19 protein-coding genes are annotated in these 26,258 nt (G+C 62.3%); 6 read left to right on the top strand and 13 right to left on the bottom strand.

Annotation, left to right across the window (positions count from 1 at the left end; all coding sequences use genetic code 11):
• Positions 1-137: 137 nt before the first annotated feature.
• The 3 genes from M1E16_RS25565 to M1E16_RS25555 are packed head-to-tail and all read left to right on the top strand — an operon-like array spanning position 138 to position 3,108.
• The gene (locus M1E16_RS25565) at positions 138-2,261 is read left to right on the top strand and encodes a putative bifunctional diguanylate cyclase/phosphodiesterase (RefSeq protein WP_458128682.1); all 2,124 of its coding nucleotides are present in this window, start codon (positions 138-140) and stop codon (positions 2,259-2,261) included.
• 42 nt (positions 2,262-2,303) lie between these two features.
• Entirely contained in the window at positions 2,304-2,807 is a 504-nt protein-coding gene (locus tag M1E16_RS25560; protein WP_458128681.1) for a M48 metallopeptidase family protein, read from the top strand.
• 4 nt (positions 2,808-2,811) lie between these two features.
• Positions 2,812-3,108: a winged helix-turn-helix domain-containing protein gene (locus M1E16_RS25555; protein ID WP_458128680.1), complete on the top strand. Its 297-nt coding sequence runs from the start codon at positions 2,812-2,814 to the stop codon at positions 3,106-3,108.
• Between the two features lie 123 nt (positions 3,109-3,231).
• Here the strand turns inward: M1E16_RS25555 and M1E16_RS25550 are convergent, their stop codons facing one another.
• Positions 3,232-3,684 (bottom strand): GNAT family N-acetyltransferase, encoded by a 453-nt coding sequence (locus M1E16_RS25550; RefSeq protein WP_434571261.1) that lies wholly within the window; start codon positions 3,682-3,684, stop codon positions 3,232-3,234.
• Positions 3,685-3,944: 260 nt separating this feature from the next.
• On the opposite strand from M1E16_RS25550, the gene M1E16_RS25545 reads away from it, so the two are divergent.
• Positions 3,945-4,682, top strand: a complete 738-nt coding sequence (locus M1E16_RS25545) for a substrate-binding periplasmic protein (protein WP_434571263.1) — start codon at positions 3,945-3,947, stop codon at positions 4,680-4,682.
• A 114-nt stretch (positions 4,683-4,796) separates the two neighbouring features.
• Here M1E16_RS25545 and yccS read toward each other — a convergent pair whose 3' ends face one another.
• The 9 genes from yccS to betI form a co-directional block, all read right to left on the bottom strand.
• A complete protein-coding gene (gene yccS, locus M1E16_RS25540; protein ID WP_434696564.1) occupies positions 4,797-6,980 on the bottom strand; it encodes a YccS family putative transporter in 2,184 nt (727 codons plus the stop codon).
• A 271-nt stretch (positions 6,981-7,251) separates the two neighbouring features.
• Positions 7,252-8,430, bottom strand: a complete 1,179-nt coding sequence (locus M1E16_RS25535; protein WP_458128679.1) for an NAD(P)/FAD-dependent oxidoreductase — start codon at positions 8,428-8,430, stop codon at positions 7,252-7,254.
• A gap of 182 nt (positions 8,431-8,612) precedes the next feature.
• Complete coding sequence (dbpA, locus tag M1E16_RS25530; protein ID WP_458130367.1) at positions 8,613-9,950, bottom strand: ATP-dependent RNA helicase DbpA; 1,338 nt, start codon at positions 9,948-9,950, stop codon at positions 8,613-8,615.
• A gap of 303 nt (positions 9,951-10,253) precedes the next feature.
• Positions 10,254-11,681 carry a multidrug transporter subunit MdtD gene (mdtD, locus tag M1E16_RS25525; protein ID WP_434602087.1) on the bottom strand — a complete coding sequence of 476 codons (1,428 nt, stop codon included), beginning with the start codon at positions 11,679-11,681 and terminating at the stop codon, positions 10,254-10,256.
• Positions 11,682-11,872: 191 nt separating this feature from the next.
• Positions 11,873-13,210 carry a TldD/PmbA family protein gene (locus M1E16_RS25520; RefSeq protein WP_458128678.1) on the bottom strand — a complete coding sequence of 446 codons (1,338 nt, stop codon included), beginning with the start codon at positions 13,208-13,210 and terminating at the stop codon, positions 11,873-11,875.
• The gene (locus M1E16_RS25515) at positions 13,210-14,652 is read right to left on the bottom strand and encodes a TldD/PmbA family protein (protein ID WP_434699045.1); all 1,443 of its coding nucleotides are present in this window, start codon (positions 14,650-14,652) and stop codon (positions 13,210-13,212) included. The genes M1E16_RS25520 and M1E16_RS25515 overlap by 1 nt, the downstream gene beginning before the upstream one ends.
• Positions 14,653-15,055: 403 nt before the next feature.
• Positions 15,056-16,759 carry a choline dehydrogenase gene (gene betA / locus M1E16_RS25510; RefSeq protein ID WP_458128677.1) on the bottom strand — a complete coding sequence of 568 codons (1,704 nt, stop codon included), beginning with the start codon at positions 16,757-16,759 and terminating at the stop codon, positions 15,056-15,058.
• Between the two features lie 217 nt (positions 16,760-16,976).
• A complete protein-coding gene (gene betB / locus M1E16_RS25505) occupies positions 16,977-18,449 on the bottom strand; it encodes a betaine-aldehyde dehydrogenase (RefSeq protein ID WP_458128676.1) in 1,473 nt (490 codons plus the stop codon).
• A gap of 79 nt (positions 18,450-18,528) precedes the next feature.
• Positions 18,529-19,149, bottom strand: a complete 621-nt coding sequence (betI, locus tag M1E16_RS25500) for a transcriptional regulator BetI (RefSeq protein ID WP_305498277.1) — start codon at positions 19,147-19,149, stop codon at positions 18,529-18,531.
• 366 nt (positions 19,150-19,515) lie between these two features.
• Here betI and M1E16_RS25495 point away from each other — a divergent pair, with 366 nt between their 5' ends.
• Entirely contained in the window at positions 19,516-21,051 is a 1,536-nt protein-coding gene (locus tag M1E16_RS25495; RefSeq protein ID WP_458130366.1) for a BCCT family transporter, read from the top strand.
• Positions 21,052-21,290: 239 nt separating this feature from the next.
• On the opposite strand, the gene choV is transcribed toward M1E16_RS25495, so the two are convergent.
• The 3 genes from choV to M1E16_RS25480 all read right to left on the bottom strand — a co-directional run bounded on the left by choV (position 21,291) and on the right by M1E16_RS25480 (position 24,324).
• Positions 21,291-22,469, bottom strand: coding sequence for a choline ABC transporter ATP-binding protein (gene choV / locus M1E16_RS25490; RefSeq protein ID WP_434602082.1), 1,179 nt, complete (start codon positions 22,467-22,469; stop codon positions 21,291-21,293).
• Positions 22,466-23,311, bottom strand: coding sequence for a choline ABC transporter permease subunit (choW, locus tag M1E16_RS25485; protein ID WP_305498280.1), 846 nt, complete (start codon positions 23,309-23,311; stop codon positions 22,466-22,468). The genes choV and choW overlap by 4 nt, the downstream gene beginning before the upstream one ends.
• Before the next feature lie 65 nt (positions 23,312-23,376).
• A complete protein-coding gene (locus M1E16_RS25480; protein WP_434627513.1) occupies positions 23,377-24,324 on the bottom strand; it encodes a choline ABC transporter substrate-binding protein in 948 nt (315 codons plus the stop codon).
• A 434-nt stretch (positions 24,325-24,758) separates the two neighbouring features.
• Here M1E16_RS25480 and M1E16_RS25475 point away from each other — a divergent pair, with 434 nt between their 5' ends.
• Entirely contained in the window at positions 24,759-26,135 is a 1,377-nt protein-coding gene (locus M1E16_RS25475) for an L-serine ammonia-lyase (protein WP_458128675.1), read from the top strand.
• The last annotated feature ends 123 nt before the right edge of the window (positions 26,136-26,258 follow it).

Here is a 26,258-nt window from a genome sequence, read left to right as displayed (position 1 = left end):
CGGCTATTTCGGGCTTTGTCTGGATGATGGCGTCATGACACCTACTGCTTTTCAAAATCCCGGTCTAGAGTGAGATCACTGTATGTTGTCCGTTTTCCCACGTAGGACGGACATGGCGTCCCGATAAGAGAAGCAGCATGGAATGCGCGCAACCCCCGTTTGGCGAAGACAGCTCCGTCCTTTTGATTGTTGATGACTACCCTGAAAACCTGCTCAGCATGCGAGCGTTGTTGCAGCGTCAGGATTGGCAGGTCATGACCGCGTCCTCGGGTGTCGAGGCCCTCAACCTGCTACTCGAACATGACATTGACCTGGTGCTGCTGGATGTGCAGATGCCGGACATGGACGGCTTCGAAGTGGCGCGTCTGATGCGTGGCAGCCAGCGCACGCGGCTCACGCCGATCATCTTCCTGACCGCCAACGAGCAGTCCCAGGACGCGGTGATCAAGGGTTACGCCAGCGGCGCGGTGGATTACCTGTTCAAGCCATTCGACCCGCAGATTCTCAAGCCCAAGGTCCACGCGTTACTCGAGCACCAGCGCAATCGCCGGGCCTTGCAGCGTTTGAGCCTGGACCTGGAGGCAGCCAGGGCCTTTAATGCCTCGGTGCTGGATAACGCCGCCGAAGGCATCCTGGTGGTGGATGAAGGCGGTTTCATCCGTTTTGCCAACCCTTCGACGTGCCGCTTGCTCAACGCCACTGCGGACCGATTGCAAGGGATGCCCTTCCTGGATTTCCTGCAGAAACCCCATATTCCCGAGTGGATCGATTCGGATATCCATGCCGCCTATCGACGTGGCGAAACCTGGCGTTTGCACGACGCCGTGCTGCGCACCGCGCCCGGCCAGCAAGTGTCGGTGGCCTTGTCCTGTGCCCCCCTGCCTTCTGAACAAAAGGCCATGGTGGTGACGCTTCAGGACATGTCGGTGGTTCGTCATCTGCACCAGCAGCTGGAGTTCCAGGCCGTCACTGATCCCCTGACCGGTTTGCTCAACCGCAGGGGGTTCTATCAGACCGCCGAAAACCTGCTGATGCGCAGCGAACGGCTGGAAAGCAACTGGGTGCTGTTGTACCTGGACCTCGATGGCTTCAAACGGGTCAATGACTCGCTGGGCCACGATGCCGGCGACCGGGTGTTGCGCTGGGTGTCGGAACAGTTGAAGGCCTGCCTGCGCCCGTTCGACATCCTCGCGCGGCTCGGCGGCGATGAGTTCACGGCGCTGCTGGATCTTGAGGTGCCCGAGCAGGCGGCAAAGATTGCCGAGAAACTCATCGAGCGCGTCTCGGTCTGCCAGCAGATCGAAGGCATGGACGTGGCGCTGGGCGCCAGTATCGGCATCGCCACGTACCCGGACTGCGGCTCCAACCTCGACGGGTTGCTTCGCGCGTCCGACATCGCCATGTACGAGGCCAAGCGCGCCGGCCGCCAGCAGTATCGTTTCTACGATCACGAAATGAACGGCCGAGCCCGTTCACGGCTGATGCTTGAGGAAAGCGTACGTTCGGCCATCGAAAACCGCGACTTCAATATGGTCTATCAACCACAGGTCAGCATCCTCGACGGACGGACCCGAGGGTTCGAGGCGCTGCTGCGCTGGCAGCACCCCAGCGTCGGGGACGTACCGCCGGGCTTGTTCCTGCCGTTGCTGGAGGAGGCTCGGTTGATCAGTCGGCTGGGCAGCTGGATTTACCATCGCAGTGCGTCCCAGCGCAAAGTTTGGGAGCGGATGTTTCCCGACGATCTGGTGTTGGGCGTGAGCCTGAGCAGTACCCAGTTCGGCATGCCCAACCTGGTGACCGAGTTGCGCCAGGTCCTGGATCGCCATGCGTTGAAGCCGCGGCAGCTGGAGGTCGAGATCACCGAAGACGCGCTGATGCGCAACCCCGACGAAACCCATAAGCAATTGCGCCTACTGCGCCACTTGGGCGTGCGAGTGGCGTTGGACGACTTCGGTTCGGGGCCTTGCTCGCTGGCGCATCTGCGTGATCTCGAACTCGATACGCTCAAGCTTGATCGGCACTTGATCGCCCGCTTGCCGGACTCGCCCAGGGACGCTGCGCTGGCCGCCTCGGTGATCGACCTGTGCAAGCAATTGGGCTTGCGGGTGATCGCCGAGGGGGTCGAGACGCCGCAGCAGTATCACTGGCTCAAGGCCCATGGCTGTGAATATGTGCAAGGCTTCCTCGTGGCGCGGCCCTTGATGGCCGAGGACACAGACGCTTTCGCGCGACCATTCGACTGGAGCGCGGTGCCGGCCTGAATTCGCTACACTGGCGGCCTCCAGTGACTGTGTTGCCGTCCGATGACCGTGCTCAAATACCTCCAGGCGTACCCCGCCGCGCTGCAAGCCCAGGTGCAGCAACTAATTGCCGAGGATCGACTGGGCGATTACCTCCAACAACGCTATCCCGGCCGCCATCCGATCCAGAGCGACAAGGCGTTGTACGGCTATGCGCTGGATCTCAAGCAGCGCTACCTGCGTAACGCGCCAGCCATAGACAAAGTGCGGTTCGACAACCGCCTCGACCTGACTCATCGCGCGCTTGGGCTGCATACGGCGGTGTCGCGGGTACAGGGCGGCAAGCTCAAGGCCAAGAAAGAGATCCGCATTGCTTCTTTGTTCAAGGACGCAGCGCCCCAGTTTCTGGAAATGATCGTGGTGCACGAGTTGGCCCACTTCAAGGAGTCGGACCACAACAAGGCTTTCTACCAGCTGTGCGAGCACATGCTGCCGGGCTATCACCAGCTGGAATTCGACCTGCGGGTGTACCTGACCTGGCGGGACCTGCAACAAGACAAGGGATGAGCGAATGGACGTCAGCAAGACCAAGAGCAGCTTCTATCGTCGACTGTACGTGGCTTACCTGATCGACAGCGGCCTGGCCAGCAACATTCCCGCGCTCACCGAAGCTACCGGCATGCCTCGGCGCACCGCCCAGGATACCGTCGTGGCGCTGGCGGACCTGGACATTCTCTGTGAATTCGAGCAGCAGGAGGGCGCGCGCAACCATGCCGGGCGGTATCGGATTCGCGATTGGGGGGCGATTGATTGCAAGTGGATCGAGCAGAATCTGCAGGGGATTAAGGCGGTGCTCGGTTATCCCTGAAGCGTCCGCGACTGGACTGACGCCTTCGCGAGCAGGCTCGCTCCCACAGGGGGCCTGGGTGGTACACAAATCTTATGTCCACAACAGGCCTCTGTGGGAGCGAGCCTGCTCGCGAAGAGGACCTCAGGGCCGATGCATCCCGATGTGCGGAATCCCATCCTCAAGATATTCCACGCCCACCACTTCAAACCCGTACCGCCCGTAATACCCCTGCAGATGCGCCTGGGCCGACAATGAGATCGACACGCCGGGCCAGTGCTTTTCGGCCTGCTTCAAAGCTTGTTCCATCAGTGTATGCCCCAGCCCTTGCCCTCGCGCCTCGGGGGCGATGACCACGCGGCCGATCACCACATCGCTGTTTCGCGAATGCGGATCGAGCAAACGAAGGTAAGCGACCAGGTGGTTGTCCTGCCAAGCCATCAGATGGCAGGTGTCGCCTTCAAGGTCCAGTCCGTCGACGTCCGGGTAGGCACAGTTCTGTTCGACGACGAAGACTTCGGCGCGCAGTTTCAGGATGGCGTATAGCTGTTCCTTGCTCAGGTCAGTGTGATGTTTGCAGACCCAGTCGATATCCATTTTTTGAATTTCCCAGAGAACCTGCTGCCGATATTAGGCGTCCTTGCGTCGGAAGTCTCTTTTCAATCGGTCGAAAAATCTGTGATAAAGACCAAAATGCCATCATCGATTTGTCGCGGTACTGCCTTCTTTATGTAATCTTCAATCCAGCGCTGCGCAGCGGTTTCGATGAGCTAACGTCAGGACCCGGATGCCTTGGGGAGTCCCTTGGGTTTCGGCTAAAAACAAACCGGGCTTTGAACCCGTCAAGGAAGTCAGGCATGCCGCGATTGCATCGAGCTCTTGCTTTGGTCGGGTTGCTGTTGCTGAGCCACAACGCCTGTGCGCAGAAACTGCGTCTGGTCGCCGATGCCTGGCCACCCTTTACCGACTCGACGCTGGTCAATGGCGGCCTTGCGACCGATATCGTCACCACCGCCCTGGCGCGCGCCGGTTATGCCAGTGATTTCGAGCAGGTGCCCTGGGCCCGGGCGATGCTGGGGATCAGCGAAGGGCGGTATGACGTGCTGATCAATGCCTGGTACGCCGAGGAACGCACCCATGTGGGCCAGTTCTCGGCCGAGTACCTGCTCAACCGCGTGCGGTTTATCAAGCGCAAGGACTCGCCCATCGACTTCGACAACCTGCAGCAGTTGTATGCCTATCCCATCGCCGTGGTTCGTGGCTACGCCTATTCCAAGGCGTTCGATGAGGACGAGAAGATGCAGAAAATCCCTGTGCATAATTTTGCTATGGCCGTGCGCATGCTCGCCGCCGACCGGGTGAAGCTGACGCTGGAAGACGAATACGTCGCCCGTTATTACCTGGCCCGCGAATCCGCCAAGGTGCGCAATGCCGTGGAATTTCTACCCAAGCCGTTGAGTGAAAACAGCCTGCATATCCTGGTCAGCCTGAAGAATCCCGAGCATGAGCAGATCGTCGCCGGGTTTGATCGGGAGATTGCGGCGATGAAGGCGGATGGGAGTTATCAGAAGTTATTGAAGGCGCATGGGATGTGAATCTGCTGTGCGGCTGATGGCCCCTTCGCGAGCAGGCTCGCTCCCACACTGAAAATGCCTGCCCCTGTGGGAGCGAGCCTGCTCGCGAAGACGATGGCATGGTCACCACAGCACTCAAGCCTCACTGGTGTCCTTGATCAGGTGCGCCGCCAGCGTGCGCAACGGCCCCAGTTGCCGGCAGATCAAAGCCAGTTGCGTCTGCACCAGCCGCTGGCCTTCGTCGATTTCATCGGGCATCAGCTCAAGCTCGCTGGCGAGGGCTTCTTCGTCGTCGCTCTGGATCGCGATCGGCTGTTTGCTCGCCAGGCCCTGGGCAATTTCATCGATGCTGGTCGCCAGCCTTGCTCCGGCGCCGTCGATCAGCTGCTCGCGTACCTCAGTCGGCAGTTGGGTGCCCCGGTGGGCCCCGAGCCCCGACAAGTAACTGAGCAGGGTGTGGGACAGCACCAGGAAGCGGAACCCTACGTCGGCCTCCTTACGGAAATGGCCCGGCTCCATCAGCATGTTCGCCAGCGTCGTGGACAGCGCCGCGTCGGCGTTATGGGCGTTGCGCCGGGCCAGGCGATAGGCCAGGTCGTCGCTTTTGCCCGCGGCGTATTGCTGCATGATCTGGCGCAGGTAGATGCTGTTGCAGGTCAGCGTGTTGGCCAGCACCTTGTTCAGGCGCCGGCCCTGCCAGTCTGGCAGGAACAGGAACACCGCCAGCCCGGCGATCAGGCTGCCGAGCAAGGTATCGAACAGCCGTGGCAGCAGCAGCCCGTAGCCGTCGCCGACCTGATTGAAGCAGAACAGCACCATGACGGTGATCGCGGCAGTCGCCAGGGTGTAGCGGGTGGTGCGGTTGGTAAAGAACACCACCCCGGCGGCAATGGCGAAGCACGACTGCACCAGCGGATTGGGAAACAGGTCGAACAGCGCCCAGGCTACCGTCAGGCCGATGGCGGTGCCGATGATCCGCTGGCCGAGCTTGCGCCGCGTGGCGCCGTAGTTGGGCTGGCAGACGAACAGTGTGGTGAGGATGATCCAGTAGCCCTGGGAAGGGTGGATCAGGTGCACCATCGCGTAGCCCACGCTCAGCGCCAGGGGCAGGCGCAGGGCATGACGGAACAGCAGCGACGTCGGCGTGAGCTGCGTGCGCAGGCGGACCCAGACGTCCTTGAGGTTGCGTGGCGAGCGGTCCAGCAGGCTGCTGTCAGTGGCGTCGGCGAGGGCGTCGGGGTTGCTCGCGTCGCTGAGCAGGCGGTCCATCGTGCCGAGGTTGACCGACAACGCCCGCAGCGAGCGCAACAGGCCGCGCCAGGCCGGGTTGCTCTGGATGCGCAGGTGCTCCAGGGAAGCATGCAAATCGTTCAGGGCTTCGGCGAAGCTGTCGTCGTAGACGAACGGCTGGCGCAACTGGATGGACTCGGCCAGTGCCAGGCAAGCCTTGCCTTGCTGGCGCAGCAGGCGCTGGCAGCGGAACAGTACGTCGCTGTGGAAGAACGCCTCGGCCAGGGCGTTATAGGGATAGTGCGAGGAGCTGGCGCGTTCATGGATGTCCTGGGCAAGGAAGTACAGCTTCAGGTAGCGGCTGACTTTCGAGCCCGGCCGGCCATTGCCGACGCGGTGCAGGATGATTTCCTTCGCGCTGTTGAGCGCGGCCACCACCCGGCCATTCTGCTGGGCCAGCTCCAGGCGTCGGGCCTCGATATCCAGCTGACGGATCGGCTCCAGCAGCGATGACTTGAGTTTCAGGTAGCGCCCCAGTTCGCGGAACAGGCGCGCCAGGCTCTGCTGCACCGGCTGGTTGGAAAACAGCGCGTGCCACAACACCGAGAGCAGGCCATACCAGGCGGCGCCGGCCACCAGCAACACCGGCTCATGCCAGAAGTCCGTGATCGCACCGCCGCGCTGGTCCACGCCGATCATGGTGTAGACCGAAAGAATCAGGGTAGCCGAGGCAATCGCGCCATAGCGCTCGCCCAGGGCGCCGAGCATGGTCAGGCCGAAGGCCGCCAGGGCCAGGGCGACGATGAACAGGACGGGATAGGGAAACAGCAACTCCACCGACAGCGCGGCGATGCTGAAGCACACCAGCGTCACGGCCAGCGCGTTGAGACGGCCTTGCCAGCTGTCGTCGGTCTCGGCCAATGCGCTGGCGATGATGCCGAGGAACAGCGGAATCAGCAGCGCCATCTTATCCAGGTACCAACACAGCACCATGCTGCCGGTCAGGGCGATGAACACCCGCACGCTATAGCTGAATTTATCCAACGCCCAAAGGCGACGCAGAGACTGGCTGAACGAGGTCGATGACATGAAGTGCACGGGCCTGACGGGCAATGACGCTAAATTGAGGCAGTAATGACGCCGATGCAATGGCGACGATCACATCCGGCAGCAAAAAGTGTTCCGGCATGCAAAGAACACCCCCTGTGGCGAGGGAGCTTGCTCCCGCTGGGCTGCGAAGCGGCCCCTTCCCCATGCGTCGCATTAATTCAGACCGAGTGCGATGGCTGTTTTGCGACTGCTGCGCAGTCGAGCGGGAGCAAGCTCCCTCGCCACAAAAGCGGGCTCGACCCAGGGGGGATCAGACGTACTGCGCCGCCGCATACCCCGAAGCCCAGGCCCATTGGAAGTTGAAACCGCCCAGGTGACCGGTGACGTCGAGCACTTCGCCAATGAAATACAGCCCCGGGCTCTTCAGCGACTCCATGGTCTTGGAAGAAACTTCCCGGGTGTCGACGCCGCCCAGGGTCACTTCGGCGGTGCGGTAGCCTTCGGTGCCGGCGGGGACGACGTTCCAGCTCGCCAGCTTCTCGGCGATGTCGGCGAGTTCCGCGTGAGTGTATTGCTTCATCGGCTTGGAGACGAACCAGGTGTCGGCCAGCAGGTTGGCCATTTTCTTGGTGAACAACTCGCCCAGCAGGGTCTTGAGTTCGCTGTTCGGGCGTTCGGCCTGTTGCTGTTGCAGCCACTGCGGCACGTCGTGGTCGGGCAGCAGGTTGATCTGCACCGTGTCGCCCGGCTCCCAGAACGACGAGATCTGCAAGATCGCCGGACCGCTCAAACCGCGATGGGTGAACAGGATGTTCTCGCGAAAACTCTGCTCGTTGCAGCTCACCAGACAGTCCACCGACGTGCCCGACAGTTCGGTGCAGAGCGTCTTGAGCTGATCGGTGATGGTGAACGGCACCAGTCCAGCCCGGGTCGGCAGCAGCTGGTGGCCGAATTGCCTGGCCACCTGATAGCCGAAGCCAGTCGCGCCCAGGGTCGGGATCGACAGCCCGCCCGTGGCGATCACCATGGATTGGCAGGCAATGGGCCCGAGGGTGGTTTGCAGCAGGTAGCCGTCGGCGGTCTTCTCGATCTGCTCGATCGAGGTGTCCAGGTGCAGGTCGACGCCGGCCTGGTCACACTCGTCCAGCAGCAGGCCGAGGATGTCGCTGGATTTGTTATCGCAGAACAACTGGCCGAGTTTTTTCTCGTGATAGGGCACGCCGTGCTTGGCCACCAACGCGATGAAATCCCATTGGGTATAGCGGGCCAGGGCCGACTTGCAGAAGTGCGGGTTCTGCGAGAGGAAGTTGCCCGGTTCGGTGTACATGTTGGTGAAGTTGCAGCGTCCACCGCCCGACATGAGGATTTTCTTGCCGGCCTTGTTGGCGTGGTCCAGCAACATTACCTGCCGCCCGCGCCCGGCGGCGGTCAGCGCGCACATCAACCCCGCGGCGCCAGCGCCAATGATCACGACTTCGGTAGAGCGCAAAACGGTGTCCTCACATTCAGATGAGTATGGAGCTTTTGTGGCGAGGGAGCTTGCTCCCGCTGGGCTGCGAGCAGCCCTGAACAGACGATACGGTGCATCTGGAAGATCGCATCGCCTGGATTACGACTGCTGCGCAGCCGAGCGGGAGCAAGCTCCCTCGCCACAGGGTGAATCAACGGCAATCAGAGGATCCGCACCCGCAACGAGCGTCCCTTGATCTTGCCATCGTTCAGGCGCTGCAAGGCCTGTTTGGCGATACCGCGCTCCACTGCCACATAGGCCTGGAAATCGAAAATCGCGATCTTGCCCACCTGGGCGCCAGGGATGCCGGCCTCGCCGGTAAGGGCGCCGAGGATGTCGCCGGGGCGCACCTTGTCCTTGCGTCCGGCACCGATGCACAGGGTGCTCATGGCCGGCAGCAGCGGAGCGCCGCCCTGGGGCTTGAGGTTGTCCAACTGGTCCCAGCTCAACGGCGACTTCTGCAGTTGCTCGATGGCCTGGGCGCGGTGGGCTTCGGACGGCGCCACCAGGCTGATAGCGATGCCTTTCTCCCCGGCGCGCCCGGTGCGGCCGACGCGGTGGATATGAATCTCCGAGTCCCGGGCCAGCTCGACGTTGATCACCATGTCCAGCGCATCGATATCCAGGCCACGGGCCGCCACGTCGGTGGCGACCAATACCGAGGTGCTGCGGTTGGCGAACATCGCCAGGACCTGGTCGCGGTCGCGCTGCTCCAGGTCACCGTGCAGGCCGACGGCGGAGATGCCCTTGGACGTCAGGTGATCGACGGTTTCCTGGACCTGCTGCTTGGTGAAGCAGAACGCCACGCAGGAGGCCGGGCGGAAATGCGCCAGCACCTTGACCACCGCGTCCATGCGCTCCTCGGGAGAGATCTCGTAGAAGCGCTGCTCGATCTGGGCGTCGGAGTGCAGCGCCTCGGCCTTGACCTGCTGCGGGTTACGCATGAACTTGGACGACAGTTGCTTGATGCCCACCGGGTAGGTGGCCGAGAACAGCAGTGTCTGGCGGCGTTCAGGGGTCTGCTGGATGATGTCTTCGATGGCGTCGTAGAAGCCCATGTCGAGCATGCGGTCGGCTTCGTCGAGGATCAGCGTATTGAGGCCGTCGAGGACCAGCGAACCCTTGCGCAGGTGCTGCTGGATGCGCCCCGGCGTGCCGACGATGATGTGGGCGCCGTGTTCGAGGGAGGCGATCTGCGGGCCGAAGGACACGCCGCCGCACAGGGTCAGGACCTTGATGTTGTCTTCGGCGCGGGCGAGGCGGCGGATTTCCTTGGCGACTTGGTCGGCCAACTCACGGGTCGGGCACATCACCAAGGCCTGACAGCCAAAGAAGCGCGGGTTGATCGGGTTCAGCAGGCCGATGCCAAAGGCCGCGGTCTTGCCGCTGCCGGTCTTGGCCTGTGCGATCAGGTCCATACCCTTGAGGATCACCGGCAAGCTTTGCGCCTGGATCGGCGTCATCTGGGCATAACCGAGTGATTCGAGGTTAGCCAGCATGGCGGCGGACAGCGGCAAAGTATTAAAAGCGGTGGCAATGGTGGTCACGGGACTGGCCTGCAAAACAAAATGTCGCGCAGTGTAGCAGCCTCGTGCCACTTTCTTCGAAAGTTCTGGACGAGCTGTGGCGCAGCTCAGAAGCGGGAAGATTCCCCTGTGGCGAGGGAGCTTGCTCCCGCTGGGGTGCGAAGCGCCCCAAACCCGGCCAACACGGTGCGCCTGAAGTATCGCGTCGTCTGGATTGCGTCTGCTGCGCAGCCGAGCGGGAGCAAGCTTCCTCGCCACAACAGCCCTATCGCCACATTAGTGCTCGATATGCTCATCCGGCCGCTTCACCCGCCGTCCGTCCTGCTTGGACAGCTGGGAAAAAATCGTCGCCGCCAGCATCGCCATGATGCCCACGGTCACGAAGGTCAACTGGAACGCGCCCAGCACCGTGTCCACGCCATCATTGCCGACCTGGGCGGTAAAGCCGCCGAGGAGCGCGCCGGCGCAGGCCACGCCGAGGCTCAGGGACAGTTGCGCCACCACCGACAGCAAGCTGTTGCCGCTGCTGGCGCTGGCGTCGTCCAGGTCGATCAGGGTCACGGTGTTCATCGCGGTGAATTGCAGCGAATTTATCGCCCCCAGCACCGCCAGATGCGCCAGCAGCAGCCAGTACGGCGTCTGCTCGCTGACCAGGCCCATGCTCGCCAGCATCACGCCCAGGGCCAGGGTATTGGCGGTGAGGACGATGCGATAGCCGAAGCGTTCGATCAACGGCCGGGCGACCGATTTGGCGACCATCGCCGCCGCCGCCAGGGGCAGCATGCTCATGCCCGCCTGGGACGGCGAATAGCCCAGCGCCACTTGCAACAGCAACGGCACCAGGAACGGCAACGCGCCGCTGCCCAGGCGCGCGAACAGGTTGCCGAGGATGCCCACGGCAAAGGTCCGGGTCTTGAACAGCGACGGCGGGAACAGCGCATTTTCCACGTGTCCGGCCCGCAACCAATAGGCCGCGAGGCAGGCCATGCCGCCGAACAGCAGCAACATCACGCGCAGGTGCGGAAGATGCAGTTCACCCAGGCCTTCCATGGCGATGGTGATCAACACCATAGCGGCGCCAAACAGCAGGAACCCCAGCCCATCGAACCGCGTGCGCTCGCTGCCGCGCAGGTCCGGAATGAATTTCCAGACGGCATAGCAGCCGATTACCCCCACCGGCAGGTTGATGATGAAAATCCAGTGCCACGTCAGGTACTCGACCATCCAGCCACCCATGGTCGGGCCGATCAGCGGGCCGAGCAGGCCGGGGATGGTGATGAAACCCATGATCCGCACCAGCTCCGAACGCGGGTACGCCCGTAGAACTACCAGCCTGCCCACCGGCAGCATCAGCGCGCCACCCAGGCCCTGGACGACCCGGGCGCCGATCAGCATGCTCAACGAATTGGACAAGGCGCACAGCAACGAGCCGAAGCTGAACAGCAGGATCGCGCCGAAGAAAATCTTCTTGGTGCCAAAGCGGTCGGCGATCCAGCCCGAGGCCGGGATCAGCAGGGCCACCGTGAGCATGTAGGCGATGATCACGCCTTGCATGCGCAGCGGGTTCTCCGCCAGGTCGCTGGCCATGGCAGGCAGGGCAGTGTTGAGGATGGTCCCGTCCAGGGACTGCATGAAGAAAGCGATTGCCACGACCCACGGAAGCCAGCGGGCGGTGACGGCGTCGAGCGGGGCGCGGTTGGGCATGGGACCTCTTGTGTGAAAAGTGAACAATTTCCTGTGGCGAAAACGCTTTTGTGGCGAGGGAGCTTGCTCCCGCTGGGGTGCGGAGCACCCCCAAGCCCGTGAACACGGTGTGCCTGAAATATCGCGCCGCCTGGGTTGCGACTGCTTCGCAGCCGAGCGGGAGCAAGCTCCCTCGCCACGGGAACTGCGAGTTATAGCGTCAGCGTAAGCCTCTTCACCAACGCCCCCGGCAGCAGCATCGAAGCCGTGGCCCGCTGGCTGTAGGTACTGGCCGAAAGCAGAAGTTCCCGCTCCCGGGTCAGGCCTTCGAGTTGCGAGCCGAGCAGGCTGTAGACGCTGTCGTCGAAACGCATGGTGCTCACCGGTGCCTGGATCTGGCCATCCTCGACCCAGAACGTGGCGAAACGGGTCATGCCGGTCAGGCGCGCCGCCGGTTGGTCCGAGTAGTTCAGGTACCAGAGGTTGCTGATGTACAAGCCGGTGCCGAGTTCTTCGAGAACGTGCCTTAGCGCCAGATGACCCTCTTTCATTTCCAGCGCGGTAGGGTATTCATAGCTGCTGGCGCCGTTGGCGGTAAGACCGTATTCGGCGGCGCTGCGGGAATTGACCAGCCGTGCGTTGGCCGTGCCCTTGGCGATCAGCCCGAGGTCATCGCGAGGATAACCTTCGTCGGAAAATGCCGGGCTCAGGGAGCCGCTGACCTGCTCCGTCAACCAGACGTTGGGGCTGAAGTGGGCTTCGCCGGCGTAGAACTTCTGCAGCGGGCTTTGCTTGCTGGCGATTGCACGGGCCGAGAACCCGCCCCAACTGAGCATGCCCATGATTTCTTCCAGCGCGGCTGGCGCCAGGTAGGCGCGGTATTCACCGGGCGGCAGCGTGCGCAGTGGTCGGCCGAGGAATTGCAGCTGGTCGCGTGCCTGTTCGAAACGTTGGGCGAACCCTTCGCTGCTCCAGGCGTGGCCTGCATAGCTGGCCTTAACGGCCTGGCCGTTCTCATGGAACAAGCTGAAGTCGAAATTGAAACTGTTGGCCTGATGCCAGCCGAAGGCACCCGAGGAACTGGCGAAGCCCCGGCTGATCGGCCCGGCCGCATAGAACCCCACCAGGTCCAGGCCTTCTGCGGCGCGGGTGATTTCGCCGACCGCCTGCGCCGTCTCGGGCAATGGGTGATCCTGCACATTGTTGCTCTGCCAGTGGTTGTGGTTGAGCAGCAGGTAGGGATCGGCGGGCAACAACGGCAACGTCTCGCGCAACTGTTGCAGGCCTTCGCCCAGGCGTCGCAGATCGGTCTCGGTGTCGCCGGACAAGGTGATCTGCAAGTCGGCATGGCGGCCGTCGTTGATCAGCTTGAGGTTGATATTGGCCTGTTGGACCTGCCCGGCCTGGCGAACCTTGCCGTGGTTGAAGCGCACGAAAGCCGAAGACTCGGCGGCATAGCCGAGGGTGAACTGTTCGGGTTCGCGCAACGCATTGCGCAGCCAATCGACCAACGCCTTGAACGCCCCGGCCTCATTTGTGACGGTGCTCATCAGGCATCTCCCCCAAATACGTCAACGTTGCTGAACACGCAGGCCGGCGAAGCATGGCCGACGCGGATGACCTGGTTCGGTTCACCCTTGCCACAGTTCGGCGTGCCGAGGACCTGGGAAGTGCTGGCGTCGCCCACGGCCCTCAAGCTTTTCCAGAACTGCGCGGAAATGCCCCGGTAGTTCGGATTTTTCACCACGCCCTTGAGCTCGCCGTCTTCGATCAACTGGCCCCATTCGCAGCCAAACTGGAATTTGTTACGGGCGTCATCGATGGACCAGGAGCGGTTGGTGCGCATCAGCACGCCGTGCTCGATGCCTTGGATCAGTTGCTCCAGGGATTGGTCGCCGGGCTCGATGTTCAGGTTCGCCATGCGGTCGATGGGCGGACGATTCCAACTGCAGGCGCGGCTGTTGGCGACCCCGTCGAGGCCGGCGCGGAACTGCGACAGCGCACCGCCCAGGGGGCGCAACAGCAAGCCTTCGCGGATCAGGAACTGTTTGCTGGCAGCGCTGCCGTCGTCGTCATGGCTGTAGCTGGCCAGTTCTTCCGGGATGTCCGGGTCGAACGTCACGTTCAGCAGGTTGGAGCCGTATTGCAGGTGTCCGAAATCGCTGGTCTTGACGAAACTGGTGCCGGCGTAATTGCGCTCGTCGCCGAGGATGCGGTCCAGTTCCAGCGGGTGACCGATGGATTCGTGGATCTGCAGCATCATCTGGTCGGGCATCAGCAACAGGTCGCGTGGGCCTTGCGGGGTGTTTGGCGCCATCAGCAATTGCAGGGCCTGGTCGGCGATCTTCGGCCCGGCACCGATCAGGCCGCAGCGGTTGATCACATCGAAGCCGCCCTGCTGACCGAAGTTCTCGCGGCCCAGGGTGCGCGTCTGGCTGTCGTGCCCGTCGAAGGCGGTGACGTCCAGGGCCGGGTAGATGAAGCGCTGGGCCTGGCGCAGTTCGGCGCCGGCGCTGTTGAGGTAGATCTGCTCGACCTGGGTCAGGCCGATACTGGCCTGCCAGTTCACCAGGCGCTCGTCCGTCGGCACCGCTGCCGATTCGTCGCCGAGCAGTTGGTAGCAATCGCTCAGTGGAGGGAACGCCTGGTCGAAATGCGGTGAGAAATAATCGGCGCGGTCGCTGGAGACCGGCTGCTCGCGCAAGTCGAGCAAAGCGTGGGGCTTGAGCCGGCGGGCCTGTTGCTCGGCGCGTTCGAGCGCCGCTTGCAGGCCGGCCTGGGACAAATCGTTGGTGGCCGCATAGGCTTCGACGCCATTGACCCGCACGGTGAGCATCGCACCTTCGTCGCGGCTCAGGCTGGGCGGCTCGGCGACATTCTTGCGCACCGACAGGTGCTGACCGGACTCTCGGACGTAACGCAGGGAAAAGAATTCAGCGCCCGTGCGCAATGCAGCAAACCGCTGCTTGAGCTGGGGGTGGAAATCGAACATGAAACCTCCTTGTCTGGAGCGGCGGTGCAGCGAGGTGCGGCGCGTTGACGCGGGCGGCTCTAGAGTAGGCCTGGGGTGGGGGAGGGATCAAGGCAGATGGATATTTGCGTTGGCAGGTCGGACGCCATCGTCGGATCGCCGCCCGGAGCAAGCTCGCTCCCACAGGCGACCTGCGATGGAACGGATTTTGAGCCATCACAGATCCAGTGTGGGAGCGAGCTTGCTCGCGAAGACGGCGGCACATCCAACATTGATGCAAACAGACCCACCGCTTTCGCGAGCAGGCTCGCTCCCACAATTGGGATTGTTGGTGGTCACAAAATCTATGCCCACAATCAAGCTTTGTGGGAGCGAGCTCGCTCCGGGCGGCGATCCGACGAAGGCCGCGCCTGGGTCTTGAACCTTACTGGGCGGCAGTCGCCACTTCACGCAGAGGCTTGCCGCGCACCGGCGCATCGCCGGCCACGTAGTACGGCGCGGCACTTCGAGGCAGCGGTTTGCGGCCGCGGATCCTGTCGGCGATTTTCTCGGCCATCATGATCGTCGGCGCGTTCAGGTTGCCGGTGGTGATGATCGGCATGATCGAGGCATCGACTACCCGCAGGCCTTGCATGCCATGCACACGGCCTTCGCCATCGACCACCGCCATGTCGTCGGTGCCCATCTTGCACGAGCAGGACGGGTGGAACGCGGTTTCGGCGTGCTCGCGGATGAACTGGTCCAGTTGCTCGTCGGTTTGCACTTCGATGCCCGGGCTGATCTCGCGGCCGCGGAACGGGTCGAGCGCCGGCTGTTGCATGATCTCGCGGGTCAGGCGGATGCCATCGCGAAATTCCTGCCAGTCCTGTTCGGTGGCCATGTAGTTGAAGAGGATGCTCGGGTGCTGGCGCGGGTCCTTGGACTTGGCCTGGATACGGCCACGGCTCGGCGAACGCATGGAGCCCATGTGCGCCTGGAAGCCGTGCTCCTTCACGCCATTACTGCCGTTGTAATTGATCGCCACCGGCAGGAAGTGGTACTGGATGTTCGGCCACTCGAAGTCCGGGCGGGTGCGGATGAAACCGCCGGCCTCGAACTGGTTGCTGGCGCCGATGCCGGTGCCGTTGAATAGCCACTCGGCACCGATGGCCGGCTGGTTGTACCAGAGCAGCGACGGGTACAGCGAAACCGGCTGGGTGCAAGCGTATTGCAGGTACAGCTCCAGGTGGTCCTGGAGGTTTTCACCAACGCCCGGCAGGTCGTGGACCACCGGAATGTCGAGGTTTTCGAGCAGTTTTGCCGGACCGACGCCGGAGCGTTGCAGGATCTGCGGCGAAGCGATGGCGCCGGAGCACAGCAGCACTTCCTTGCGGGCCCGCGCTTCGACGCGCTCTTCAGCGGCGCCCACCAGGTAACGCACGCCGACCGCACGCTTGCCTTCGAACAGGATCTTGTCGGTCAGCGCGTGGGTGACGGTGGTCAGGGTGGAGCGCTTCTTGGCGATGTCCAGGTAACCGCGCGCGGTACTGGCGCGACGGCCATTGGGCGTCACGGTGCGATCCATCGGACCGAAGCCTTCCTGCTGGTAGCCGTTGAGGTCTTCGGTACGTGGATAACCGGCTTGCACGCCGGCTTCGACCATGGCGTGGAACAGCGGGTTGTTGCCGGGCTTGGGCGTGGTCACGCTGACCGGACCGTCGCTGCCGTGGTAGTCGTTCGGGCCGATGTCGCGGGTTTCGGCTTTACGGAAATACGGCAGGCAGTCCAGGTAGGTCCAGTCTTCCAGGCCTGGCAGCTTGGCCCAGTTGTCATAGTCCAGGGCGTTGCCGCGGATGTAGCACATGCCGTTAATCAGCGAAGAACCGCCCAGGCCCTTGCCGCGACCGCATTCCATGCGGCGGCCGTTCATGTGCGGCTCCGGGTCGGTCTCGTAGGCCCAGTTGTAGCGCCGGCCTTGCAGCGGGAACGCCAGGGCGGCGGGCATTTGCGTGCGGAAGTCCAGGCGATAGTCCGGGCCGCCGGCTTCGAGCAGCAGGACGGTGACGCCTTCGTCTTCGGTCAGGCGGGTGGCCAGGGTGTTACCGGCCGAGCCGGCACCGATGATGATGTAATCGAATTCTTGGGACATGAAATGCACCCTCTTTTGAATTGGGTTCAGGTCGCGGCTGCCGAGATGCCCTATCTTGCGTGGCGAGGGAGCTTGCTCCCGCTCGGCTGCGCAGCAGTCGCAAACAGGGCGACCGTGTTCTGTCTGGATGACCTTGGGGGCTGAAGTGGGGCCGCTTCGCGGCCCAGCGGGAGCGAGCTCCCTCGCCACAAAAGCCCCACCTCAGGTTCGTGTCAGATCAGAACACCGAGGCGTAATCGCCCATTTCGACCTGTACCGATTTGATGCGCGTGTAGTTGGTCAGCGAACTGATGCCATTCTCCCGACCCACGCCCGATTGCTTGTAGCCACCGACCGGCATTTCCGCCGCGGACTCGCCCCAGGCGTTGATCCAGCAGATGCCTGCTTCGAGCTGATGGATCACGCGGTGGGCGCGGTTCAGGTCGCGGGTCACGACGCCGGCGGCCAGGCCGAAGTCAGTATCGTTGGCGCGGCGGATCACTTCTTCTTCGGTGTCGTAGGTGAGGATGCTCATCACCGGGCCGAAGATTTCTTCACGCACGATGGTCATGTCATCGGTGCAATCGGTGAATACGGTCGGTGCGACGAATGCGCCCTTGGCCAGATCGCCCTCGGTCAGGCGACCGCCGCCACACAACAGGCGCGCGCCCTCGGCCTTGCCCTTCTCGATGTAGCCCAGCACGCTTTCCATGTGGGCGAAGCTCACCAACGGGCCGAAATTGGTGTTTTCGTCTTCCGGGTTGCCGATGCGGATGCGCGCTACGCGTTCGGCGATCTTGGCTTCGAACGCTGCCTTCAGATGGCTCGGCACGAACACGCGGGTGCCGTTGGTGCACACCTGGCCGGAGCTGTAGAAGTTGGCCATCATCGCGGTGTCGGCGGCGCGATCCAGGTCGGCGTCGTCGAAGATGATCAGCGGCGACTTACCGCCCAGCTCCATGGTCACGTCCTTGAGCGAAGAACTCGAAGCGCTGGCCATGACTTTCTTGCCGGTGTCGGTGCCGCCGGTGAAGGAGATTTTCTCGATGCGCGGGTGCTCGGTCAGCCAGGTGCCGACTTCACGGCCACTGCCGGTCAGCACGTTGAACACGCCCGCTGGAACACCGGCCTCGGTGTAGATCTCGGCCAGTTTCAGGGTGGTCAGCGAGGTCACTTCGCTGGGCTTGAAGATCATCGCGTTGCCGGCTGCCAGGGCCGGGGCGGACTTCCACAAGGCAATCTGGATCGGGTAGTTCCACGCGCCGATACCAGCGACCACGCCCAGGGGCTCGCGACGGGTATAGATGAACGAAGTGCTGCGCAGCGGAACCTGCTCGCCTTCGATGGCGGGCACCAGGCCTGCGTAATATTCCAGCACGTCGGCACCAGTGACGATGTCGACATATTTGGTTTCGGAGAAGGATTTGCCGGTGTCCAGGGTTTCCAGGGCGGCCAGTTCATCGTTGCGTTCGCGCAGGATGTCGACGGCGCGGCGCAGGATGCGCGAGCGCTGCATGGCGGTCATCGCGGCCCAGATTTTCTGGCCCTTTTCGGCGCTGACCACGGCGCGCTCGACGTCCTCGAACGTCGCGCGCTGCACCAGGGCGAGAACTTCACCGTTGGCCGGGTTGATGGCTTCGAAAGTGGCGTCGCCGCTGGCATCGCTGTACGCGCCATCGATGTAGAGTTTTTGCAGTTCGAAACGGGCCATAAAGTCCTCGCAAGTGCATGAGTGGTTGGCTGGCCACCGAGCGTGTCGTTTATAGCTGACTACGCGCTGCGGTGACGGTTCAGGAGTCGAGCGGTTCTGTGTGCTCTGGCGCTCCTGCCTTGGCCAGTTGGAAATCCATGTATTCGTAAGCGATCTGGTGTGCCTGGGCGGTATCGAACGCGTCTCCCGACAGCGCCCCGCGCAGCCACAAACCGTCAATCAGGGCGGCCAGGCCCCGTGCCGCGCTGCGTGCCTGGTCAACGGGCAAGACGCGGCGGAACTGGCAACACAGGTTCGAATACAGACGGTGATCGTTGATCCGCTGCAACCTGTGCAATGACGGGTGATGCATGCTGGTGGCCCAGAAGGCCAGCCAGGTTTTCATTGCCGGCCCGTTGACCTGGCTGGCGTCGAAATTGCCTTCGATGATCACCTTCAGGTGAGCTCGCGGGCTTGGATCCGTCAGCGCTTGACGCCGCGCGGTGACGTTCTCGCTCAAGACACTCATCAGGTACTGGGCCGTGGCCGCGATCAGGCCATTCTTGTCCTGAAAGTAGTGACTGATGATGCCGTTCGAAACGCCGGCCAAACGGGCGATCAGCGCAATGCTGGCGTCCCCCATTCCGACCTGGTCGACAGCCTGCAAAGTGGCTTCGATCAACTGCTGGCGGCGGATGGGTTGCATACCGACCTTGGGCATCTGCACATCTCCTTAGGCCATCGGGCGGACGAGTCTTCGCCTGCCTTCATGAGGGCCAGTCTATTTTGTTTTGATTGAACGTTCAATCAACAAAGAATAAGCTCTGCGACAAATCGTCGCGATTTACGAAATTTCCTACGCGTAAACGGCGTAAATAAACGGACATCAAGGGCCCTCACACCCACGCATCGCGGGGGCAAGGGCTTCCAGGGTGTCTTTATAACACCCGCCGGTCGGCTGCCAACTCATCGATCGGGCGGGTATTGCGTTGCCTAGTCCTTCTCTCGCACTGCCTGGAGCATCCGTGCAATGAGTTCTGCCTTGCTAATAAAGACCCCGCCGCAGAAGGTGACGGTCAACGGTTGGGTGTTCTACACCTCCACCGCGCTGATTCTGTTGTTGACGGCCATTCTGATCATCGCCCCGCAGGAGGCCGGCCGGTTGCTCGGCATTGCCCAGGCGTGGCTATCGCGCAGCTTCGGCTGGTACTACATGGTGGTCATCGCCGCTTACCTGGTGTTTGTGGTCGGCCTGGCGTTTTCCTCCTATGGCAAGCTCAAGCTGGGCAGCAAGGACGACACGCCGGATTTCAGTTATGGCGCCTGGGCCGGGATGCTGTTTTCCTCGGGCATCGGCATTTCGCTGTTGTACTTTGGCGCATCCGAGCCACTGGACCATTTTTTCAACCCGCCCGAAGGCGTCGCTGGCAGCAATCAGGCTGCGCGCCAGGCGGTGCAGCTGACGTTTTTGCATTGGGGTCTGCACGGCTGGGCGATCTACGCCCTCGTGGGCCTGGCCGTGGCCTATTTCGCCTACCGGCACAACCAGCCGCTGGCGCTGCGTTCGGCCCTTTACCCACTGATGGGCGAACGCTGGGTCAAGGGCGCGGCTGGTCACGCGGTGGACGGCTTCGGCATGTTCGTGACGTTGCTGGGGCTGGTGACCAACCTGGGGATCGGATCGCTGCAAGTCGCCTCTGGGCTGGAAAACCTGTTCGGCATGGAGCACAGCAACACCAACCTGCTGATCGTGATCATCGTGATGAGCAGCGTGGCGACCATCGCCGCCGTATCCGGCGTGGAGAACGGCATCCGCCGACTATCCAACCTGAACATCGTGCTGTTCAGCGGTTTGCTGATCTTCGTCTTGCTGTGCGGGCCCACGCTGCACTTGCTCAATGGCTTCGTGCAGAACATTGGCGACTACCTCAATGGCGTTGTGCTCAAGACGTTCGACTTGTACGTGTATGCAGATGACAATGCCAAGTCGGGCCGCTGGATGGGCCTGTGGACGCTGTTCTACTGGGCCTGGTGGATTTCCTGGGCGCCATTTGTCGGCATGTTCATCGCGCGGATTTCCCGCGGCCGCACCGTGCGCGAGCTGGTGGCCGGTGTGCTGCTGATTCCCCTGGGCTTTACCTTGGCCTGGCTGTCGATTTTCGGTAATTCGGCGCTGGATCTGGTGATGAACCACGGTGCGGTGGAGCTGGGCAAGACCGCACTGACGCAGCCGTCGATGTCGATCTATCAGCTGTTGGAATATTACCCGGCGTCGAAAGTGGTGATCGGCGTGTCGATCTTTGTCGGTTTTGTGCTGTTCCTGACTCCGGCGGACTCCGGCGCGGTGATGATGGCCAATCTCTCGTGCACGGGCGGCAACGTCGATGAAGATGCCCCCCACTGGTTGCGGATCTTCTGGTCGGTAGTGATCACGCTGGTGACCATCGGCCTGCTGTTTGCCGGTAACTTCGAAGCCATGCAAACCATGGTCGTGCTGGCCGGACTGCCGTTCTCGGTGGTGCTGGTGTTCTTCATGTTCGGGTTGCACAAGGCCATGCGCGAGGATGTGCGGGTTGAGCAGGAGCGGGCGGGGTTGGCGGGGTTGGGTAGGGTTTTTAGCTGACCCTCTGTCTGGCCCAGCGCTTGTGGCAGAGGGGCTTTTGTGGCGAGGGAGCTTGCTCCCGCTGGGTTGCGAAGCGACCCCAAACCGGCCAACACGGTGAACCTGAAGGTTAGTGTCACCTGGATTGCGACTGCTGCGCAGTCGAGCGGGAGCAAGCTCCCTCGCCACGGGATAGCATTCCAAATCTTGTCCAAACAAAAACGCCGCGGTCATCTCGCGGCGTTTTTGTGTGCCCGGGCTCAGCCCAGGTTCTTGCCGAGCAGCGCGTGGTACAGCTCGCTGTCGCCGAGGATCCCGACGACCTTCTGGTTATCGTGGAGCACCAGCTTGTTGCCGGTCTGGTAGCGGATCTGCAAGGCGTCGCGCATGCCGATGCTGGAGTCCACCAGGGTCGGACGGCGGCCGAGGCCCTCGACGGCCTGGCCCGGTGCCCAGTTTTGCAAGTCCAGCGCGGCGCCGTTCTGGCGGGCGCCCTTGATGGTGTTGCCTTCGGCCAGGTCGAGCCAGGAATCGCCGCCCGGGTCCAGGCAGACCGAGCCGTTGATGCGTTTGCAGTTGTCCAGGGTGCGCATCAGGCTGCGGCCGCAGAGCACGTTGAGCGGGTTGGTATGGGCGACAAAGGTGCGCACATAGTCATCCGCCGGGTTCAGCACGATCTGTTCCGGCTTGCTGTACTGGATGATGCGGCCGTCTTTCATGATCGCGATGCGGCTGCCCAGTTTCAGGGCCTCGTCGAGGTCATGGCTGACGAATACTATGGTCTTGCTCAGCTTGCGCTGCAGCTCCAGCAGTTCGTCCTGCAGGCCTTGGCGGATCAGCGGGTCGAGGGCCGAGAAGGGTTCGTCCATGAGCAGGATATCGGCGTCCATCGCCAGGGCACGGGCCAGGCCGACCCGTTGTTGCATGCCGCCGGACAGCTCGTCGGGCTTCTTGTTGCGCCACTGGGTCAGGCCCACCAGCTCCAGCTTTTCATCCACCAGCTTCTTGCGTTCCTTCTCCGGGCGGCCCTGCATTTCCAGGCCGAAGCTGATGTTCTCGCGCACTGTCAGCCAGGGCATCAGGGCAAATTTCTGGAAGACCATGGCGATGCGCTTGGTGCGCATCATCTTCAACTCGGCGGGGGTGCAGGAGGCGATGTCGATCTGGCGGCCTTCGTGTTCAACGAACAATTTGCCCCGACTCACTGTGTTCAAGCCGTTGATGCAGCGCAGCAGGCTCGACTTGCCGGAGCCGGAGAGGCCCATCAATACGCAGATCTCGCCTTTTTCGACATCCAGGCTGGCCTTTTCCACGCCGACGATCTGCCCGGTCTGCTTGAGGATTTCGTTGCGGGTCATGCCCTTGTCGAGCAGCTTGAGGGCTTCGCGTGGATCTTTGGAGAAGATCACGTCGACCTCTTCGAAGCGGATTATGCTCATGCGTCACCCCCTACTTTGGCGTCGGGTTGTTTGCAGATTCGGTCGAGCATGATCGCCAGCAATACGATCGCCAGGCCGGCTTCGAAGCCCAGGGCGATATCGGCGGTGTTCAGTGCGTTGACCACGGGTTTGCCCAGGCCGTCGGCACCGACCAGCGCCGCGATGACCACCATCGACAGCGACAGCATGATGCATTGGGTGATGCCGGCGGCGATGCTCGGCATGGCATGGGGCAATTCAATGCGAGAGAGGAGTTGGCGACGGGAGCAGCCGAAGGCTTTGCCGGCGTCCATCAGTTCGTCCGGAACGTCGCGGATGCCCAGGTAGGTGAGGCGGATGGGCGCGGCAATCGCGAACACCACCGTGGAGATCAGGCCCGGGACCACCCCCAGACCGAAGAGGGTCAGGGTAGGAATGAGGTAGACGAAGGTCGGTACGGTCTGCATCAGATCGAGCACCGGACGCATCATGGTGTAGAACATCGGCTTGTGCGCGGCAACAATGCCCAGCGGCACGCCGATCAGCACGCAGACCAGGGTCGCGAACAGCACCTGGGCGAGGGTTTCCATGGTTTCCTGCCAGTAACCCAGGTTGAGGATCAGCAGGAACGAGGCGATGACAAAAACGGTCAGGCCCCATTTGCGCTGGATGAAATGCGCCAGCAGGGCAATGAGGCCGATCAGGGCCAGGGGATTGAACCAGGTCAGCGCAAACGTCACGCCGTGAATCATCGTTTCCAGAAACATCGCGATGGCATCGAAAGTGTTGGCGCCGTTTTGCGTCAACCATTCGACAAAGCCCGCGATGTACTGGCCCAAGGGTATTTTCTGATCAATAAGCATGGTAGTGAACTTCCGCATGCAAGGAATAAACAGCCCGGGCGAGTGAACTCGCCCGGCATAAGCTTTTACTGCGCGAGCTTGGCTTTCACGGCCTCCAGGCCAGGTTTACCGTCGATGGTGGTGACGCCGGCGAGCCAGGTGTCGAGCACCTGTGGGTTTTTCTTCAGCCAGGCCTTGGCGGCGGCTTCAGGCTTCATCTTGTCGTCCAGCACGTTGCCCATCAGCGTGCTTTCCATGTCGAGGGTGAAGACCAGGTTTTTCAGCAGTTGGCCGACGTTGCCGCATTCCTGGGCGTAGCCCTTGCGCGTGTTGGTGTAGATGGTCGCCTGGCCGAAGTTCGGACCGAAGAATTCATCACCACCGGTGAGGTATTTCATCTTGAAGCGGGTGTTCATCGGGTGCGGTTCCCAGCCCAGGAACACCACGGCGGTGTTACGGCGCTGGGCGCGATCGACCTGCGACAGCATGCCGGCTTCGCTGGATTCGACGACCTTGAAGCCAGCGTCCTTGAGACCGAAGGCGTTCTTGTCGATCATGCTCTGGATCAAGCGGTTGCCGTCGTTGCCCGGTTCGATGCCGTAGATCTTGCCGTCCAGTTCCTTCTTGAACTTGGCGATGTCGGCGAAATCCTTCAGACCCTTTTCATACAGCTCTTCGGGGACGGCCAGGGTGTACTTGGCGTTCTCCAGGTTGGCGCGCAGGGTTTCCACGGTGCCGGCTTCGCGGTAGGCCTTGATGTCGTTTTCCATGGTCGGCATCCAGTTGCCAAGGAAAACGTCCATGTTCTTGCCGTCGGCCAGGGATTTGTAGGTCACTGGTACGGAGATCATGGTGGTCTTGGTCTTGTAGCCGAGGGCGTCGAGCACGACGCTGGTGGTAGCAGTGGTAACGGTGATGTCGGTCCAGCCGACATCGGAGAAGTTGACGGTGCTGCACTGAGCGGGCTCTGCAGCGTTGGCCAGCATCGGAAGACTCAGCATGGCGGCCAACAACAACGGCTTGGAACCTTTCATGGGTGGACTCCTGGTGTTTTATCGGCAGTGTCCGGTCGGGGACAACCGCGCTTTTTTGCTTTTTTAATGTTGCGGTTGGTGGCGCGTGGGCACCCTGGGTGACACGCGGCCTTGCAAACGAGCCGTAACCGATCATGTACCAGTGCAAATCCGACGCCTACAGGGTGCGTCGTATCCAGTACAGGGAGGGTCGCATCCAGTGTTGGTGACGTCGTTTACAGATTTTTTCCGCCCCCGGCTGGCTTCTGCCACGCGAAAAAACGTCGTAAAACCTGGGCGATACGGGCGCGGCGCTGCTGGGCATGATTGCGTCGGTGTCAGACGTCGAAAACCGATTCAAAAGCCGGATGATGCGGCCATCCCGGCGTTGAGCGTAGCAGCTCCGCCACCGGGCGCTCCTGCGCCCGGATGTGACCGTTCTGGAGATCCAAGGCATGGCAATCAGCGTGTTCGACCTGTTCAAGATCGGTATCGGCCCGTCCAGTTCCCATACCGTGGGCCCCATGCGCGCCGCGGCGCTGTTCGTTGAAGCGCTGCGGGCGAAGGCGTTGCTGCACGATGTGCGCCGGGTCGAGGTGCAGTTGTACGGTTCGCTGTCGGCGACCGGCATCGGCCATGGCAGCGACAACGCTACGATCATGGGCCTGATGGGCGAATGGCCTGACGCGATCGACCCGTCGCAGATCGGCACGCGCATCGAACTGCTGCGCGAAACCGGGACCTTATTGCTGGATGGGCGTCTGCCGGTGCCTTTTGTCTGGTCGCGCGACATGCGCCTGATCGACGAGAACCTGCCGTTCCACCCTAACGCGATGACCTTGATTGCTGAAGGCGCCAGCGGCGAATTGCACCGCGACACGTACTATTCCATCGGCGGAGGTTTTGTTGTTGACCAGGCCCAGGCTTCCAGCGGCGTGGTGGACCTGGACAGTACCGAACTGCCGTACGATTTTTCCAGCGCCGAAGAACTCCTGGCACTGTGCCGCACGAACAACCTGCGGGTGGCCGAGTTGATGATGGCGAATGAAAAGGTCTGGCGCTCCGAGGAAGAGATCCGCAGCGGCCTGATGAAACTCTGGCGGGCCATGCAGGATTGTGTTGAGCAAGGCCTCAAGCACGAAGGCATCCTGCCCGGCGGCCTGAACGTGCGGCGGCGGGCGGCCAAGTTGCATCGCAGCCTGCAGGAACTGAACAAACCGAACGTGATCGGCTCGACCTTGAGTGCCATGGAATGGGTCAACCTGTTCGCCCTGGCGGTCAACGAGGAAAATGCCGCGGGCGGGCGCATGGTCACGGCGCCGACCAATGGCGCGGCGGGGATCATTCCGGCGGTGCTGCACTACTTCATGAAATTCAGCGAAGCGGTGACCGACGCCAACGTGGTGGACTATTTCCTCAGCGCAGCGGCGGTGGGGATTTTGTGCAAGAAGAACGCTTCGATCTCCGGCGCCGAAGTCGGCTGCCAGGGCGAAGTCGGCTCGGCCTGCGCCATGGCGGCGGCGGGCCTGGCGGAAATCCTCGGGGCCACGCCGGAGCAATTGTGCAACGCCGCGGAAATCGGCCTGGAGCACAACCTTGGCCTGACGTGCGACCCGGTCGGCGGCCTGGTCCAGGTGCCCTGCATCGAGCGCAACGCGATTGCCGCGGTGAAAGCCATCAACGCCGCGCAAATGGCCCTGCGCGGCGACGGTCAACACTTCATCTCCCTCGACCGGGTGATCCGCACCATGCGCGACACCGGCGCCGACATGCATGACAAATATAAAGAGACATCGCGGGGCGGGTTGGCGGTGAGTGCGGTGGAGTGCTGATTCAGGATTCACAAGATAATTCCGTGGCGAGGGAGCTTGCTCCCGCTGGGGCGCGAAGCGTCCCCTTTGCGGTTTTCTGACACGCCGAGGTGCCCGACTCAGGGCCGCTCCGCAGCCCAGCGG

It is taken from the genome of Pseudomonas sp. Z2-11 (assembly GCF_054161305.1).
The sequence above is the reverse complement of the archived record's forward strand: the minus strand, read 5'-3'. Positions and strand labels throughout refer to the sequence as shown.